Here is a 13,792-nt window from a genome sequence, read left to right as displayed (position 1 = left end):
ATCCGGCAGCCGCTGCCTGTTCCGGTGAGCGGCCCGACGCCGGCGCGGGCCGGCGGGGCCTCGTGCGCCGGCTGACGCGAACCGCCGCACGATCGCGACGCCGCAACCGCTGCCTCATGGTGCGGAATCCCACCTGAGGATGAGGCCGGGGTCTGTTCGACAGGCCCAGTGGTTCCTCGGCGTCGGCCCTCAGCGGTGGGGTCGATACGCCCTGGTCACGTTGGAGCAGCGTAGACGGTCCGCTGTGACGGGGGCGCCGTCCGCGACGTTGCGGTCGTAGGTGACGGCTCTGACCGCGACGGGCTCGGAACCGACGGCGACGTCGAAGAAGGCATCGGCCCGCGAGGTTGCCCGCAGGTGCGCCCCGGGCAGGGCCGCGGCCAGTGTGGCCGCGTCCGCTTCACGCCGGACGGGGTAGGTGATGACGGCGGGGCCTGCGGGTCGTACCCCCGGAGCCGACGCCGAGGTGTCCGTCACGACGAACTTGCTGCGCCGAAGAGCCTTGGCCACGGTGGCGTCGTCGACACGTACCGCGATTCGGGCGGGATCGGTCTCGGCGCGTGTTTCCGGCACGGGCAGAATGCGGGTGTCGCCGGTGATGGGGCGGTCGGCGCGCAGGGCGTCCCACAGGGCCTCGGAGCGGACGTCGTGCCAGAGGAGCGTGGAGCCGACGCCGGGCACCCGGTGGTCGAAGTGGGAGATCGGCACGGTGGCGAACTCCGTCCGGTCCGCCGACAGCCGCCCCAGCGACCAGCCGATGCGGACAAGATCGTCCAGACCCGTGCGCTCGTCCGTGCGTACGGACTTGAGCAGCTGGTGAGCCGTGCTCGCGGCGCTCGCGGGGCCGGTCAGCGCCCCTTTGGCCGTCAGGTCCGCCAGCATGTCGGCGAGCAGTCGCTGCTGGCGGCGGACCCGGCCGAGGTCTCCTGGTCGGTCGATGTGCCGGGCCCGGGCGTAGCGCAGTGCTCCGTTTCCGTCGATGAGATGGCTTCCCGCGGTGATGTCGAGGCCGGAGTTCTCGTCCTTGAGCGGCTTGTCCGTGCACACGGTCGCTCCACCCAGGTTGTCGACGGCCTGTTCGAAGCCGGTGAAGCCGGTCTCGAGGTAGTGGTCGATGTGCAGCCCGGTGGCCTTCTCGACCGTGCGTACGGCGAGGGGACCCCGGCCGATCTTGAAGGCGCCGTTGATCTTGCCCCGGTGGGCCGGAGTGGTGCCACCTTCCGGTGTGGCGTACTCGACGTAACTGTCCCGGGGGATGGAGACGATGCTTGCGCGACGACGGTCCTCGGAAAGGTGCACGAGCATCATCACGTCAGTGCAGTCGCAGCCCTCGCCGCCGACGTGGAGGCGCCGCTTCTCGGCAGCAGACAGGCCGGCACGGCTGTCTGTCCCCACGATCAGGATGTTCGTGCCGCGGCCGGTGGCCCGGGCTTCCGATGCGCCCAGGGCGGAGTCGGCCTGTCCCGCGAACCAGGGCCAGGAGACCAGGGAGGACAGCAAGGCCACACCCACAGCGAGTCGGCGCATCACACACCCCCGAGAGAGTAGGGAACACGTGGGACGGTAACGGGAAGAAGTGGACGAAGCGCGCTACGAGCGCTCGGCACGCCGCCGGGGCCGCGGTAGTCACCCGCGTTGTCCAGCGCGGGTCTCGGACTGCCCCGGTGGTCCTTCTGTCCACGGCCGCAGGACGTTCGCAGTCACGGTGCGAGTCACGTGCCCCGCGCGCCTGTCCAGCCCGTGGTTCACCGTGCCCGGCGCCCGGGGTGCTTGATCACTGGTGGACCGATGCGGTGAGGCGCTGCAGTGCGGCGTGGGCGGGTGGGCCCCAGGTGGGCTTGCCTCCGGGGCCACCGTGCGCCGTCGTCTCCGATGTGGATGCCGCTGAGGGCGCGCAGCACCGCCCAGCCGCGAGCGCGGCGTAGGGTCGCGGCGTCCGGGCTTGGCCGGTAGGTCTCGTGGAAGAGGCCGGCGGCGCCGTCCGGCAGCAGGATCCAGGCGGCGGCGAGGCTGTCGCAAGGTTGCGTCGCGCCCTGGTCGGGGTCGCGAGGCGCAGGGCGGACTGTTCGCGCGCTGCGCAATCGGGGCGCGTCGACCGCGCGTGAGGCGCAGGGCGGGACGGGTGCTCGCGGCGAAAGCCGTAGGGGCGGACATCCTTCGCCCCCGCCGCTAGGGTGTGCGGTCCCCACACCCTTCGCCGCCACTGGAGGTCCGCACCATGGCACGCCAACTGCGCCCGGTCGAGCTGGAGTTCGTGGAGAACGCACCGATACGCCTGGTGTTCTCGGCCCCCGTGTCGGCCGTGCCGTCCGCCGTGTACGCCACGCTGGCCGAGGACGTGGAGCACCTGCCCGAGTGGTTCACGGCCGTGACAGCGGCCCGGTCGACGGAGGGCGGCGCGGGCCGCGAGGTCAGGCTCAAGGGCGGCACGGTGTTCACCGAGCGCATCCTGGCCAAGGAACCGGACACCCGCTACGCGTACCGCATCGAGCAGACCAACGCCCCGGGCCTGCGCGCCCTGTTGGAGGAGTGGCGGATCACACCGACGGCGACGGGATCACGCATCCAGTGGACCTTCGCCGCCGACGGACCCGCTCCGCTGCGCCTCGCGCTGCTGCTGGGCAGAGGAGGGCTGGGGCGTGCCTTCAGGGACGCGGTGCGCAATCTGGACCGCCGGCTGGCCGGACCCGGTACGCCCTGACGGGCGCGGCCGCGCCCGTACCCCGGCGGACCAGCTCCGAGCGGCGTTCAGCAGGGCCAGGCGCCGGTGCTCAGGAACGACTCGATCGCGGCCGCGTACGGCCGGATGTCCAGGCCCTGCGCGGCCAGCCACTCGTCGGAGTAGTACTTGTCGAGGTAGCGATCGCCCGGGTCGCAGATCAGGGTGACGACGCTGCCCTTCTCGCCCCTGCCCACCATCTCGGCGACGATCTTGAGCGCGCTCCACAGGCCGGTACCCGTCGATCCGCCCGCCTTGCGGCCGATGGCCGTCTCCAGGGCGCGTACGGCGGCGACGCTCGCCGCGTCGGGCACCTTCATCATGCGGTCGATGGCGCCGGGGACGAAGCTCGGCTCCATGCGGGGCCGTCCGATGCCCTCGATGCGCGAGCCGCAGTCGCTGCTCGCCTCCGGGTCGCCGTGGGTCCAGCCGTCGAAGAAACAGGAGTTCTCCGGGTCGGGGACGCAGACCCGGGTGTCGTACTGCATGTAGTGCACGTAGCGGGCGATGGTCGCCGACGTGCCTCCCGTGCCGGCGGTGGCCACGATCCAGGCGGGCTCCGGATAGCGTTCGAGCCGCAGCTGCTGGTAGATCGACTCGGCGATGTTGTTGTTGCCCCGCCAGTCGGTGGCCCGTTCCGCGTAGGTGAACTGGTCCATGTAGTGGCCGCCGGTCCGCTCCGCGAGCGCGGCGGACTCCTCGTACATCCGGCGCGAGTCGTCGACGAAGTGGCACTGCCCGCCGTGGAACTCGATCAGCCGGATCTTCTCGGGGCTCGTGGTGCGCGGCATCACGGCGATGAAGGGGACGCCGATCAGCTTCGAGAAGTACGCCTCCGAGACGGCGGTCGAGCCGCTGGACGCCTCGATGACGGGCTTGCCGGGCCGGATCCAGCCGTTGCACAGGCCGTACAGGAACAGCGAGCGGGCCAGGCGGTGCTTGAGGCTGCCCGTCGGGTGCGTGGACTCGTCCTTGAGGTAGAGGTCGATGCCCCATTCCTCGGGCAGCGGGAAGCGCAGCAGGTGCGTGTCGGCGGAGCGGTTGGCGTCGGCCTGCACCTTGCGCACGGCCTCTTTCAGCCAGGTCCGGTACGCGGGGTCGGTGCGGTCCACGTCGACGGTCGCGACCGCCCCGGCCGTGGGCGGAGCCGGGTCCGCATCCGGTCTCACCCGTTCGGCGGATACGTCGCCCGCCTCGCCCGCCACTGGATTCTCACGCGTGCTCATGAGTGCCGTCCTCGCCTCGCCCGCCACTGGTCCACGATGTGTGCCCACCCGCAACAGTAAGCCCCTCACCTGGGCAAACATTCGCTTTGGGGATCCATAGGAGGCACTTGTGCAAGGCTTGGACCAGGCGCACTGGTGCACGGCGGCCCAAGTGTGCAGACTTCCCACAGGAGTAGCTGCGAAGGGGGCGGACACGATGGCAACCGCGGAGCCGGATTTCAGCGCGACTGGCGTGCGGATCGAGCGCTGGCCACGTTCACTGACGCGGGCCGGGCAAGTGCTGATCAAGGACGGCCGGCTGGCGCTGATGACGAGTTACGGCCGCGTGATCGAGAGCGCGCCCGTGCGCGCCGTCACCGCGGGCCGGCCTTGGTTCGCCGGTGACGACAGCACGGTGGCGACGCTGAACGGGAAGCGGTATCGCCTGACCATGGGTCAGCGCAGTCGGCGGCCCGACGGAAAGGCTCTCGCCGGACGCTTCCTGGAGGCGTTGCGCGGGGCGGGCGGCAACAGGAGTTGAGAACAGGCACGGGAGTGCCGCGAGTTGCGGCCCCCCAGGTCATGGTTCACGCTGGTTCCACATCACTCAGGGTTAACCGGCGGTCACGCTGAGATCCAGCCCCGCCGGTATGTTCAGCAGGCGGCCGACTGCTGGATCTCTTGTCTCGTCTTCTTCCGGACCTAATTCGGGGAGTCGCAGCCGTGATCAGCCAGCCCAGCAGGCACTGCACGGTGGAGCTCCAGGCCCTGCCGTCGCGGATCGGTCAGGTCCGCAGAATCATCTCGGCGCAACTGCGCTACTGGCATCTCGATCCTCTGATCGACCAGGCAGCGCTCGGCGTCACCGAGTTGCTGACCAATGTGCACCGGCACGCCCAGCCGGACAAGACGTGCACCGTGGACGTCGAGCTGCTGCTCGACCGGCTCACGGTCTCCGTCCACGACCACGATCCGCGTCTGCCGACCGTCCACGACGCGGACTCTTCCGAGACCCACGGCCGCGGCCTCGCGCTGGTGGCCGCCGTCAGTGAGAGCTGGGGCGTACGGCCGCGCGGCGATGCGGGCAAGGTCGTCTGGTTCACCCTGCCCGCGACCTGCCCCGCGATCACGCTGCCCGAGTACCCGGCGGTGTACGGGGCCACGACCACCGGCCCGTTCTCCGAGGTGCCCGAGGCGAAGGCCGATGCCGCAACTGCCACCGCCCGGTCGGCCGTTGCCGGCTGACCGGGCGGGGCGGGCAGGGCGGCGTCGGTGTCCCCGCTGCCGTAGACCTTCACGGCGTCGACGACCCGGGCGGCGGGGCGGGGGCCCGGTGGTCCGCCCCCGCCCCGACCGGTGGTCCGGGCCCGTTCGGGTGCGGGGTCATGCCGCACCGTCCTTGGTGGTGCGGCCGAACTGCCAGACGCCGGTGCGGCGCAGGACGGTGACGACGCCGACGATGACGGCCGCCCAGATCAGCGGGAAGAAGAGGATCCACGGGCCGGGCCCGTCGCAGGCGAGGGTGTTCATCTCGGTTCAGCTGACGCTTCCGAGGCTCCCGCCGGACGGGGGCCGAATCGTCGTACGGCCGGCGGCTGTGCGCGTACCCCACGGGGAGTACGCGGGGCGAGGGCGGCTTCTCCGGGCGGCTCGGGGCCGGGGATGACGTTCTGTACCTACTGGTATGTACACTGCCTCCATGAGCACCTCGGAACGATTGATCGAGGCGACCCGCGAACTGCTGTGGGAGCGCGGCTATGTGGGCACCAGCCCGAAGGCGATCCAGCAGCAGGCCGGCGCGGGCCAGGGCAGCATGTACCACCACTTCTCCGGCAAGCCCGACCTGGCGCTGGCCGCGATCCGGCGCACGGCCGACGACATGCGGGCCGCGGCCGAGACGGTGCTCGGCGGTCCCGGCACCGCGCACGAGCGCATCGCCGCGTACCTGCTGCGCGAGCGCGACGTGCTCCGCGGATGCCCGGTCGGCCGGCTGACGATGGATCCGGACGTCGTCGCCGGCGACGCGTTGCGGGCACCGGTGGACGAGACGCTCGCATGGCTGCGGGGCAGGCTCGCCGCCGTCGTCGACGAGGGCCGGGAGAGCGGAGAGCTGAGTGCCGCGCTGGTCCCGTCCGAGGTCGCGGCGACGATCGTCGCGACCGTGCAGGGCGGTTACGTGCTGGCCCGCGCCTCCGGCTCGACGGCACCCTTCGACGCGGGTGTCCGCGGCCTGCTCGCCCTCCTCGCACCCCCGTCCGCCCAAAGGAGTTGACCCGACCGTGCACGCGATGCAGTACGAGATCACCCTGCCCGCCGACTACGACATGGGGATCATCCGCGACCGCGTGGCGCGCCGCGGCCATCTGCTGGACGGCTTCCCCGGACTCGGCCTCAAGGCGTACCTGATGCGCGAACGCGCCGCCGGCTCGCCCGTGAACCAGTACGCGCCGCTGTATCTGTGGGCCGCGCCCGAGGGCATGAACGGCTTTCTGTGGGGGCCCGGTTTCCAGGGCATCGTCGACGACTTCGGCCGCCCGGAGGTGCAGCACTGGACGGGGGCCGCGTACCACGACGGGCCCTCGGCGGCGGCCGGGGCGCGCACCGCCGTCCGGCGCAGGCAGCGGCTTCCGCCGGGGGTCAGGCCCGGCCCGCTCGTCGAGGAGGCGGCTGCCGAGACGGAACGGCTCGCGCGGCGCGAGGGCGCCGTCTGCGCGGCGCTCGGCGTCGACCCGTACCGCTGGGAGCTGATGCACGTGACCCTGTGGGACCACGACTCGCCCGCGGCGCCCGGCGACCGTTACGAGGTCCTGCACGTCTCGTCGCCCGAGCGCGGCTCCCTGGGCCGGGGACGGCACTGGTGACTCTCGTGCACGGCGGGCCCGGTCGCGGGACGGTGGGCTACAAGTCGTCGTGCTCGACCGCGCGGAGCAGCCTGCGCCGGGTCAGCTCCTCGTGGACCAGGCGACCCGCGAGCGCCCCGCCGTAGACCACCACGCCGACGCCGACGAGCCACGACTGGATCACGAGGACGGTGCCGAACGGGCCGTAGGTGACGGCGTTCGAGGCGATCAGCGGCGAGAAGACGAGCTGCGAGAAGACCCGCAGCCCGAGCATGGACACGGCGGTGGCCACCGCGCCGGGCAGCAGGGCGCGCCAGCGGACCCGGCCGCCGAGCAGGATGCGCTGGGACACCCAGAAGAACACGACCGTGCCCAGCAGGTCGGCGATCATGGTGAACACGGTGGCCACGACCGAGTCCGGCTCCGGGAGATTGATGAACACCACGAGGAAGAGGATCAGCAGCGCCAGCCACACCACGTGGCGCCACATGGTGTGCCAGCGGGCGGTGGGCAGGTCCCACACCTTCTCGTAGCCCGTCTGTACGGCGGACCCGAAGGTGAGCCCGAAGACGGCGAGCGCGGCGAGACCGAACGCCGTGGTGCGCTGGAGCGCCTGTCCGGGCATGCCGAAGAGCTGCTCGACCTGCCGCTGGGACCCCGGCGAGACGCCGAGCCCCTCGCCGAGCCACCGGGCGAAGCCCTCGGCGCTGACGGGGTCGGCGGCCGCGACGACGACGAGCAGCGGCACGAGGGTGACGAAACCGAGTGCGGCGAAGCCCATGGCCCGGTGCAGCAGCTCCATCTCCCGGCCGCGGTTCCAGCCGAGCCCGACGGGTGATTCGAGCACTCTGCGGTGCAGGTGCTCGAACCGGTGCGCGCGGTGCGGCCCGGAGGGCTTGTGGGTCATGTGTCGTCGACTACCCGCAAGCACGGCGCGGATCGCCGGGCCGTCCTCCGGACGGGTGGCCGCCGTCCCGCCCGTCGGTGCGTCAGGCGAGCGCCGCCAGCGGGTCGTCGAGGACGGGCTGCCAGGCCAGCTCCGCGGCGCCCACCAGAGAGTTGTGGTCGAGGGTGCACGGCAGGATCGGGACTCCCCCGCTGCGGCCCCACAGGCTGCGGTCCGCCACGACCGCGCGCAGGCGCTCCGGGTCCGCCTCCAGGAGTTCGCGGTGGAGGCCGCCGAGGATGATCCGGTCCGGATTGAGGATGTTGACCAGTCCGGCGAGGCCGAGGCCGAGGCGGTCGATGAGTTCCTCCGCCGCCCTGCGGACGGCCGGGTCGTCGTACTCCCCGCGCAGCAGGTCCCTGGACTGCTGGAGCAGCGAGACCTCGGGGCCCAGGTCGCGGCCCGTGGCGGTCAGGAAGGCGAGGGGGTCGGCCTCGACGTCGAGGCAGCCACGGCTGCCGCAGTGGCAGGGGCGGCCCTCCGGGTTGACGGTGAGGTGACCGACCTCCAGCGCGAGGCCCGAACTGCCCGTGTGCAGGCGGCCGTCGAGCACCAGCGCGCCTCCGACGCCGCGGTGGCCGGTGGCGACGCACAGCAGGTGCTGGGCACCGCGGCCGGCGCCGTGGCGGTGCTCGGCGAGTGCCGCGAGGTTGACATCGTTGCCGGTGAAGGCGGGCCCCCGGATGCCCGCCGCGGCGACGCGTTCGGCGAAGATGTCGCGTACGGGGGCACCGGCCGGCCAGGCCAGGTGCAGGGGGTTGAGGGCGGTGCCCTCGGGTTCGGCGACCGCGGAGGGCACGGCGAGCCCCGCGCCGACACAGCGTCGGCCGCTCTCGCGCAGCAAAGCCGCGCCCGCCTCGACGACCTCACCGAGCACCTGCGCCGGATCCGCCTGGACGGTGACGCAGCCGGGCGCTGTGGCGACCGTGCGGCCGCCGAGGCCGACGAGCGCGGCACGGAATCCGTCGGCGTGGACCTGGGCGGCGAGGACGACCGGGCCGGTGTCGTCGACGGCGAGGCGGTGCGAGGGGCGGCCCTGGGATCCGGCGGCGGCTCCGGGCCGCGAGTCGACCCGGATGAGGCCGAGCGCTTCGAGCTCGGCGGCGACGGCTCCGGCCGTGGCGCGGGTGACGCCGAGCTCGGCGGTGAGTACGGCACGCGTGGGCGCCCGCCCGGTGTGCACCAGTTCCAGTGCCGGGCCGAGGGCGCTGCGGCCTCTTTCGATTCTCGTCCGGTTGCTCGTCGCCTTGCCGTTCATGCAGGTGAGTGTCCCATGATCCGGACGGGGAGCAGCCGCCTTGTACGCAACGGGCCCGAGGCCCTATTCTGAGTTTGTGCCGCTTCTAAACAAACTCCGGACGGCCGCTTCAGGGGGACCCGGCGGAAACACCGCACCGCTCTCCCTGTCCCGCCTCCGCACCGCCCTCACCGTCTTCTTCGCCCTCGACGGCTTCCTCTTCGCCGGCTGGGTCGTCCGCATTCCCGCGATCAAGGAACAGACAGGCTCCTCCGCGAGCGATCTCGGCCTCGCCCTGCTCGGCGTCTCCGCCGGCGCCGTGGTCACCATGACGCTCACCGGCCGGCTGTGCCGCCGCCTCGGCAGCCACGCCGTGACCGTGGGCAGCGCCGTGCTGCTCTCGCTGAGCATGGCGCTGCCTCCGCTGACGCACTCCGCGCTCACCCTCGGTCTGGTGCTGCTCGTCTTCGGCGCCGCGTACGGCGGGATCAACGTCGCCATGAACAGCGCGGCCGTCGATCTGGTCACGGCCCTGCGCCGGCCCGTCATGCCCGGCTTCCACGCTGCGTTCAGCCTCGGTGGCATGCTCGGCGCGGGACTCGGCGGTCTCGTCGCCGGCGGCCTGTCCCCGACCGCGCACCTGCTCGCGCTCACCGGGCTCGGCCTGCTGGTCACCGCCGCGGCCGGACCCGTGCTCCTGACGCACCCGGCGCCGAACTCCGACGACCCCGCGCCCGGGACCGCACCCGCGCGCCTGACGGGGCGCACCCGCAACCTGGTGGTCCTCTTCGGCGTGATCGCGCTGTGCACCGCCTACGGCGAGGGTGCGATGGCCGACTGGAGCGCGCTGCACCTGGAGCAGGATCTGCACGCGCACCCGGGCGTGGCCGCCGCCGGTTACTCGCTGTTCGCCCTCGCCATGACCGCGGGCCGCCTCACCGGCACGCTGCTGCTGGAGCGGCTCGGCCAGACCCGTACGCTCGTCGCCGGCGGCGCGACCGCCGCGGCCGGGATGCTGCTCGGCGCGCTCGCGCCGAACGTGTGGCTCGCGCTGCTGGGCTTCACCGTCGCCGGTCTGGGCCTGGCGAACATCTTCCCCGTAGCCGTCGGCAGGGCGGGCGCGCTGGCCGGGCCCAGCGGGGTCGCGGCCGCGTCCACGCTCGGTTACGGCGGCATGCTGCTGGGCCCGCCCGTGATCGGCTTCCTCGCCGACTGGTTCTCGCTGCCCGTCGCGCTGACGACGGTGGCGGCACTGGCCGCAGGAGCCGCGCTGATCGCGTACGGCGCACGTCACGCCTCGGCGCCGGGTACGGAGGTCGCGCGGCGCGGTCGGGCCGCCGGGCGTTCACAGGATCGGGCCGTCTCCCCCATGGCGGCTGAGTAGCCGTACTCAGCTGCGGGCACCCGGACGGGCGCAGCATGGAAGGACGACGACCACCAGGGGAGACGGCCATGCACGCTCGACTGACCTCGCTCGCACAACTGACCTTCGGCAACCTCGCGTCCAGGATCTATCTGGCGCTGGTCGTCGCAGCGGCCCTCTTCGTGTCCGTCGACACGTTGTTCGTGCATCACGAGGACGCGTCGATGGCCGGCATATGGCTGTTCCTGCTGACCGCGCCGACGATTTTCGCGCTCATGGCGCTGGGCACTGTGTTCGGGGAGGGCGTGGCGGAGTCCGCCGCGTTCCTCTACCCGGCGCTGGTCGTCGCGGTGCTCGTACAGGCGTGCGCGCTGGGCCTGTTCGTCCGACTGCTGCGCGACGGACCGCAGGCCGCCCGCCCGCACGGGGCCTGACGCCCGGTGCCGGCGCTCGGGGCTCGGGGCTGGGCGCCCTGGAGCGAATCCCGTCGCGCTGGCAGAATCTGCGCCATGGAGACCGCGGCGCTGATCAAGTCCCTGGTCCGCGAGGGGCAGTTGCTCGCGGCGGCCGCCGATGCGGCCGGCCCCGGGGCCCTCGTGCCGACGTGTCCGGGCTGGCGGATGCGGGACCTGCTGCGGCACACGGGCACGGTGCACCGCTGGGCGACGTCGTTCGTCACCGAGGGACACACGGCGTACCGCCCGGAAGCCGGGGAGCCCGATCTCGACGGCGACGCACTGCTCGCGTGGTTCCGAGAGGGGCACGGGCTGCTGGTGGCGGCGCTGAGCGAGGCCCCGGCCGACCTCGCGTGCTGGTCGTTCCTGCCCGCGCCCTCGCCGCTGGCCTTCTGGGCGCGGCGCCAGGCCCATGAGACGGCGGTGCACCGGGCGGATGCCGAGTCGGCGTCGGACGGGAAACCCGGGCCGGTCGCCGCGGAGTTCGCGGTGGACGGGATCGACGAGCTGCTGGCGGCGTTCCACGCACGGCGCAAGAGCCGGGTGCGTACCGCGACCCCCAAGGTGCTGCGCGTCGCGACCACGGACACGGGTGACGTGTGGACCGTACGGCTGTCGCAGGAGCCGGCGCGCACGGAACGCGGCGGCGAGGGTCCGTGCGACTGCGAGCTGAGCGGGTCGGCGGAGCGGCTCTACCTGACGCTGTGGAACAGGCTGCCCCTGGACGCCGTGTCCGTCACCGGCGATGCGGCACTCGCCCGCCTGTGGCGCAAGACCTCGGGTATCGCCTAGCAGTTAGGCGCGACCGCCGGTCGGGGCCCGTCCCCCGACCGCCCGGAGCCCCGCCCGCGTCGCCGCTGTTCACGCCGGTCCGGCGACGCGTCGGCGGGGACACGCGTCCTCCGCCCTGTCACACGCGCCTGCGCCGGCGGGGGAACCCGTGCGCGGTCACCGTGCCTCGGAGCCAGGGCGCGACAGAGCTCAGCCCGTCGCGTCCGGCAGCATGCGCGACAGCACCGCGCGCTGCAGCGGCTTCACCTCGGCATGGCGCGCGCGGCCCTCCTCGGTGAGCGCCACCCGCACCCCGCGGCGGTCCTCGGGGCACATGCCCCGGGTCACCAGTCCGTCCTTCTCCAGACGGGCGATCAGGCGCGAGAGCGCGCTCTGGCTGAGGTGCACGCGGCCGGCCAGCTCCTGGACACGGGACGAGCACTCGCCCGGCGCCCCGTAATCGCCGCCCAACTCGGCCAGCACGTCCAGCACTTCGAAATCGCTGGCGCCCAGCCCGAACCTGTGCAGCTCACGATCGAGCTCGCACATCGTGCGCGCGTGCAGCGCGAGGACGTCCCGCCACTCCTTCACGAGCACGCGCTCGGATTTCGTCGCAGCCATGACCGCACGTTAGCAGAAATGACGCACATTGTTGCACCGGAATTAAATGCACTTGCAGTCAATGCATGTGCATGTAGTGTGCTGCGCATGACCTCTCCGATCGACGTCCCCACATCGCAGGACCGCTGGAGCCCACGCCTGTGGGGCACCCTGCTCGTGCTCTGCGCCGCGATGTTCCTCGACGCCCTCGATGTCTCGATGGTCGGTGTCGCGCTGCCCTCCATCGCCACCGATCTCCACCTGTCCACCTCGACCCTGCAGTGGATCGTCAGCGGCTACATCCTCGGCTACGGCGGACTGCTGCTCCTCGGCGGCCGCGCCGCCGATCTCCTCGGACGCCGCCGCGTCTTCCTCGTCGCCCTCGCCGTCTTCGCGCTGGCCTCCCTGCTCGGCGGCCTCGTCGACTCCGGCCCGCTGCTGATCGCCAGCCGCTTCATCAAGGGCCTCAGCGCCGCCTTCACGGCTCCGGCCGGCCTGTCGATCATCACCACGACCTTCAAGGAGGGCCCGCAGCGCAACCGCGCACTGTCGATCTACACCACCTGCGCCGCCACCGGCTTCTCCATGGGCCTCGTGCTCTCCGGGCTGCTGACCGAGGTGAGCTGGCGGCTGACCATGCTGCTGCCCGCGCCCATCGCGCTGATCGCGCTCGTCGCCGGGGTCAGGCTGATCCCGCGCAGCAGCCGCGAGGACTCCGGCAAGGGCTACGACCTGCCCGGCGCGGTCACCGGCACGCTGTCGATGCTGCTGCTCGTCTTCACCGTCGTCCAGGCGCCCGAAGTGGGCTGGGCGTCCGCGCAGACGCTGCTCTCCTTCACCGCCACCGCCGTCCTGCTCGCCGCGTTCGTCACCATCGAGCGCCGCAGCGCGCACCCGCTCATCCGGCTGGGCGTGCTGCGCTCCGGCAACCAGATCCGGGCGAACCTCGGCGCGGCGTTCTTCTTCGGTTCGTACGTGGGCTTCCAGTTCCTGGTGACCCAGTACATGCAGTCGCTGCTCGGCTGGTCGGCCCTGCAGACCGCCCTCGCGTTCCTGCCCGCGGGCGCGCTGGTCGCGCTGTCCGCGACGAAGATCGGCTCGGTCGTGGACCGCTTCGGGACGCCCCGCGTGATCGCCGCCGGGTTCTCGCTGCTGGTCGTCGCGTACGCGCTCTTCCTCCAGATCGACCTGACGCCCACGTACGCCGCCGTGATCCTGCCGTCGATGCTGCTGCTCGGCGCGGCATGCGCACTGGTCTTCCCGTCGCTCAACATCCAGGCCACCAACGGTGTCGAGGACCACGAGCAGGGCATGGTGTCCGGTCTGCTGAACACCTCGATCCAGGTCGGCGGCGCCATCTTCCTGGCCGTCGTCACCGCCGTGATCACCGCGGGCGGCGAGACCGGCCGCTCCGCGCAGGAGGTGCTGGACAGCTTCCGGCCTGGCCTGGTGGTCGTCACGGCGATCGCGGCCGTCGGACTGCTGATCACCCTCACCGGACTGCGTGCGCGACGCGCCACCGGGGAGTCGGTTGTCGTCGCCACGTCCGTTCCGGCTGTGGAGCCGGAGCCGGTGAAGGTCGGCGACTGACAGCCACACCGCCACGGGGGACGCGGTCGGCGGGCACCAGCCCGCCGGCCGCTTCACGACTCCCGG

Annotated in this window: 14 protein-coding genes and 2 pseudogenes; 9 read left to right on the top strand and 7 right to left on the bottom strand. The window is 72.3% G+C overall.

Features of this window, described 5'->3' with window-relative positions:
* Nucleotides 1-189: 189 nt before the first annotated feature.
* Nucleotides 190-1,527, bottom strand: a complete 1,338-nt coding sequence (locus QFZ82_RS34240; RefSeq protein WP_307716814.1) for an LCP family protein — start codon at nt 1,525-1,527, stop codon at nt 190-192.
* A gap of 247 nt (nt 1,528-1,774) precedes the next feature.
* Nucleotides 1,775-2,039 (bottom strand): annotated as a pseudogene (locus QFZ82_RS34235) (aminoglycoside phosphotransferase); the annotation flags it as partial.
* Nucleotides 2,040-2,218: 179 nt separating this feature from the next.
* On the opposite strand from QFZ82_RS34235, the gene QFZ82_RS34230 reads away from it, so the two are divergent.
* Nucleotides 2,219-2,701, top strand: a complete 483-nt coding sequence (locus QFZ82_RS34230) for an SRPBCC family protein (RefSeq protein ID WP_307716813.1) — start codon at nt 2,219-2,221, stop codon at nt 2,699-2,701.
* A gap of 47 nt (nt 2,702-2,748) precedes the next feature.
* Here the strand turns inward: QFZ82_RS34230 and QFZ82_RS34225 are convergent, their stop codons facing one another.
* Nucleotides 2,749-3,945 (bottom strand): PLP-dependent cysteine synthase family protein, encoded by a 1,197-nt coding sequence (locus QFZ82_RS34225; RefSeq protein ID WP_307716812.1) that lies wholly within the window; start codon nt 3,943-3,945, stop codon nt 2,749-2,751.
* A gap of 196 nt (nt 3,946-4,141) precedes the next feature.
* On the opposite strand from QFZ82_RS34225, the gene QFZ82_RS34220 reads away from it, so the two are divergent.
* On the top strand, nt 4,142-4,465 hold the full coding sequence (locus tag QFZ82_RS34220; RefSeq protein WP_307716811.1) for a hypothetical protein: 324 nt from the start codon (nt 4,142-4,144) through the stop codon (nt 4,463-4,465).
* A gap of 182 nt (nt 4,466-4,647) precedes the next feature.
* Nucleotides 4,648-5,169, top strand: a complete 522-nt coding sequence (locus QFZ82_RS34215; RefSeq protein WP_307716810.1) for an ATP-binding protein — start codon at nt 4,648-4,650, stop codon at nt 5,167-5,169.
* A 171-nt stretch (nt 5,170-5,340) separates the two neighbouring features.
* Here the strand turns inward: QFZ82_RS34215 and QFZ82_RS34210 are convergent.
* Nucleotides 5,341-5,454 (bottom strand): annotated as a pseudogene (locus tag QFZ82_RS34210) (SHOCT domain-containing protein); the annotation flags it as partial.
* A gap of 154 nt (nt 5,455-5,608) precedes the next feature.
* Between QFZ82_RS34210 and QFZ82_RS34205 the strand changes: the two are divergent.
* A complete protein-coding gene (locus QFZ82_RS34205; protein ID WP_307716809.1) occupies nt 5,609-6,196 on the top strand; it encodes a TetR/AcrR family transcriptional regulator in 588 nt (195 codons plus the stop codon).
* Between the two features lie 7 nt (nt 6,197-6,203).
* A complete protein-coding gene (locus tag QFZ82_RS34200; RefSeq protein WP_307716808.1) occupies nt 6,204-6,785 on the top strand; it encodes a DUF4865 family protein in 582 nt (193 codons plus the stop codon).
* 37 nt (nt 6,786-6,822) lie between these two features.
* Here QFZ82_RS34200 and QFZ82_RS34195 read toward each other — a convergent pair whose 3' ends face one another.
* Together QFZ82_RS34195 and QFZ82_RS34190 are read right to left on the bottom strand one after the other, a co-directional pair.
* Nucleotides 6,823-7,671, bottom strand: coding sequence for a YhjD/YihY/BrkB family envelope integrity protein (locus QFZ82_RS34195; RefSeq protein ID WP_307716807.1), 849 nt, complete (start codon nt 7,669-7,671; stop codon nt 6,823-6,825).
* Between the two features lie 82 nt (nt 7,672-7,753).
* Nucleotides 7,754-8,968 carry an ROK family protein gene (locus tag QFZ82_RS34190; protein ID WP_177148246.1) on the bottom strand — a complete coding sequence of 405 codons (1,215 nt, stop codon included), beginning with the start codon at nt 8,966-8,968 and terminating at the stop codon, nt 7,754-7,756.
* A gap of 76 nt (nt 8,969-9,044) precedes the next feature.
* Between QFZ82_RS34190 and QFZ82_RS34185 the strand changes: the two genes are divergently transcribed.
* From QFZ82_RS34185 to QFZ82_RS34175, 3 genes are all read left to right on the top strand, one after another.
* Nucleotides 9,045-10,331 (top strand): MFS transporter, encoded by a 1,287-nt coding sequence (locus tag QFZ82_RS34185; RefSeq protein WP_307716806.1) that lies wholly within the window; start codon nt 9,045-9,047, stop codon nt 10,329-10,331.
* Nucleotides 10,332-10,399: 68 nt separating this feature from the next.
* Nucleotides 10,400-10,744, top strand: a complete 345-nt coding sequence (locus QFZ82_RS34180) for an SCO4225 family membrane protein (RefSeq protein ID WP_307716805.1) — start codon at nt 10,400-10,402, stop codon at nt 10,742-10,744.
* Nucleotides 10,745-10,819: 75 nt separating this feature from the next.
* Nucleotides 10,820-11,557, top strand: a complete 738-nt coding sequence (locus tag QFZ82_RS34175) for a maleylpyruvate isomerase family mycothiol-dependent enzyme (RefSeq protein WP_307716804.1) — start codon at nt 10,820-10,822, stop codon at nt 11,555-11,557.
* A 189-nt stretch (nt 11,558-11,746) separates the two neighbouring features.
* Here QFZ82_RS34175 and QFZ82_RS34170 read toward each other — a convergent pair whose 3' ends face one another.
* Nucleotides 11,747-12,157 (bottom strand): MarR family winged helix-turn-helix transcriptional regulator, encoded by a 411-nt coding sequence (locus tag QFZ82_RS34170; protein WP_307716803.1) that lies wholly within the window; start codon nt 12,155-12,157, stop codon nt 11,747-11,749.
* Nucleotides 12,158-12,244: 87 nt separating this feature from the next.
* On the opposite strand from QFZ82_RS34170, the gene QFZ82_RS34165 reads away from it, so the two are divergent.
* On the top strand, nt 12,245-13,726 hold the full coding sequence (locus QFZ82_RS34165) for an MFS transporter (protein ID WP_307716802.1): 1,482 nt from the start codon (nt 12,245-12,247) through the stop codon (nt 13,724-13,726).
* Nucleotides 13,727-13,792 lie beyond the last annotated feature (66 nt).

It is taken from the genome of Streptomyces sp. V4I23 (genome assembly GCF_030817975.1).
Taxonomy (GTDB): domain Bacteria; phylum Actinomycetota; class Actinomycetes; order Streptomycetales; family Streptomycetaceae; genus Streptomyces.
Note: the sequence above shows the minus strand (reverse complement) of the source record. Positions and strands in the feature narration are given on the sequence as shown.

Bases quoted from the DNA above. Each gene is read 5' to 3' on its own strand.
- QFZ82_RS34180 (WP_307716805.1), top strand. From the start codon at position 10,400: ATGCACGCTCGACTGACCTCGCTCGCACAACTGACCTTCGGCAACCTC.
- QFZ82_RS34225 (WP_307716812.1), bottom strand. From the start codon at position 3,945: ATGAGCACGCGTGAGAATCCAGTGGCGGGCGAGGCGGGCGACGTATCC.
- QFZ82_RS34220 (WP_307716811.1), top strand. From the start codon at position 4,142: ATGGCAACCGCGGAGCCGGATTTCAGCGCGACTGGCGTGCGGATCGAG.
- QFZ82_RS34230 (WP_307716813.1), top strand. From the start codon at position 2,219: ATGGCACGCCAACTGCGCCCGGTCGAGCTGGAGTTCGTGGAGAACGCA.
- QFZ82_RS34165 (WP_307716802.1), top strand. From the start codon at position 12,245: ATGACCTCTCCGATCGACGTCCCCACATCGCAGGACCGCTGGAGCCCA.
- QFZ82_RS34190 (WP_177148246.1), bottom strand. From the start codon at position 8,968: ATGAACGGCAAGGCGACGAGCAACCGGACGAGAATCGAAAGAGGCCGC.
- QFZ82_RS34170 (WP_307716803.1), bottom strand. From the start codon at position 12,157: ATGGCTGCGACGAAATCCGAGCGCGTGCTCGTGAAGGAGTGGCGGGAC.
- QFZ82_RS34205 (WP_307716809.1), top strand. From the start codon at position 5,609: ATGTACACTGCCTCCATGAGCACCTCGGAACGATTGATCGAGGCGACC.
- QFZ82_RS34240 (WP_307716814.1), bottom strand. From the start codon at position 1,527: ATGCGCCGACTCGCTGTGGGTGTGGCCTTGCTGTCCTCCCTGGTCTCC.
- QFZ82_RS34175 (WP_307716804.1), top strand. From the start codon at position 10,820: ATGGAGACCGCGGCGCTGATCAAGTCCCTGGTCCGCGAGGGGCAGTTG.
- QFZ82_RS34195 (WP_307716807.1), bottom strand. From the start codon at position 7,671: ATGACCCACAAGCCCTCCGGGCCGCACCGCGCGCACCGGTTCGAGCAC.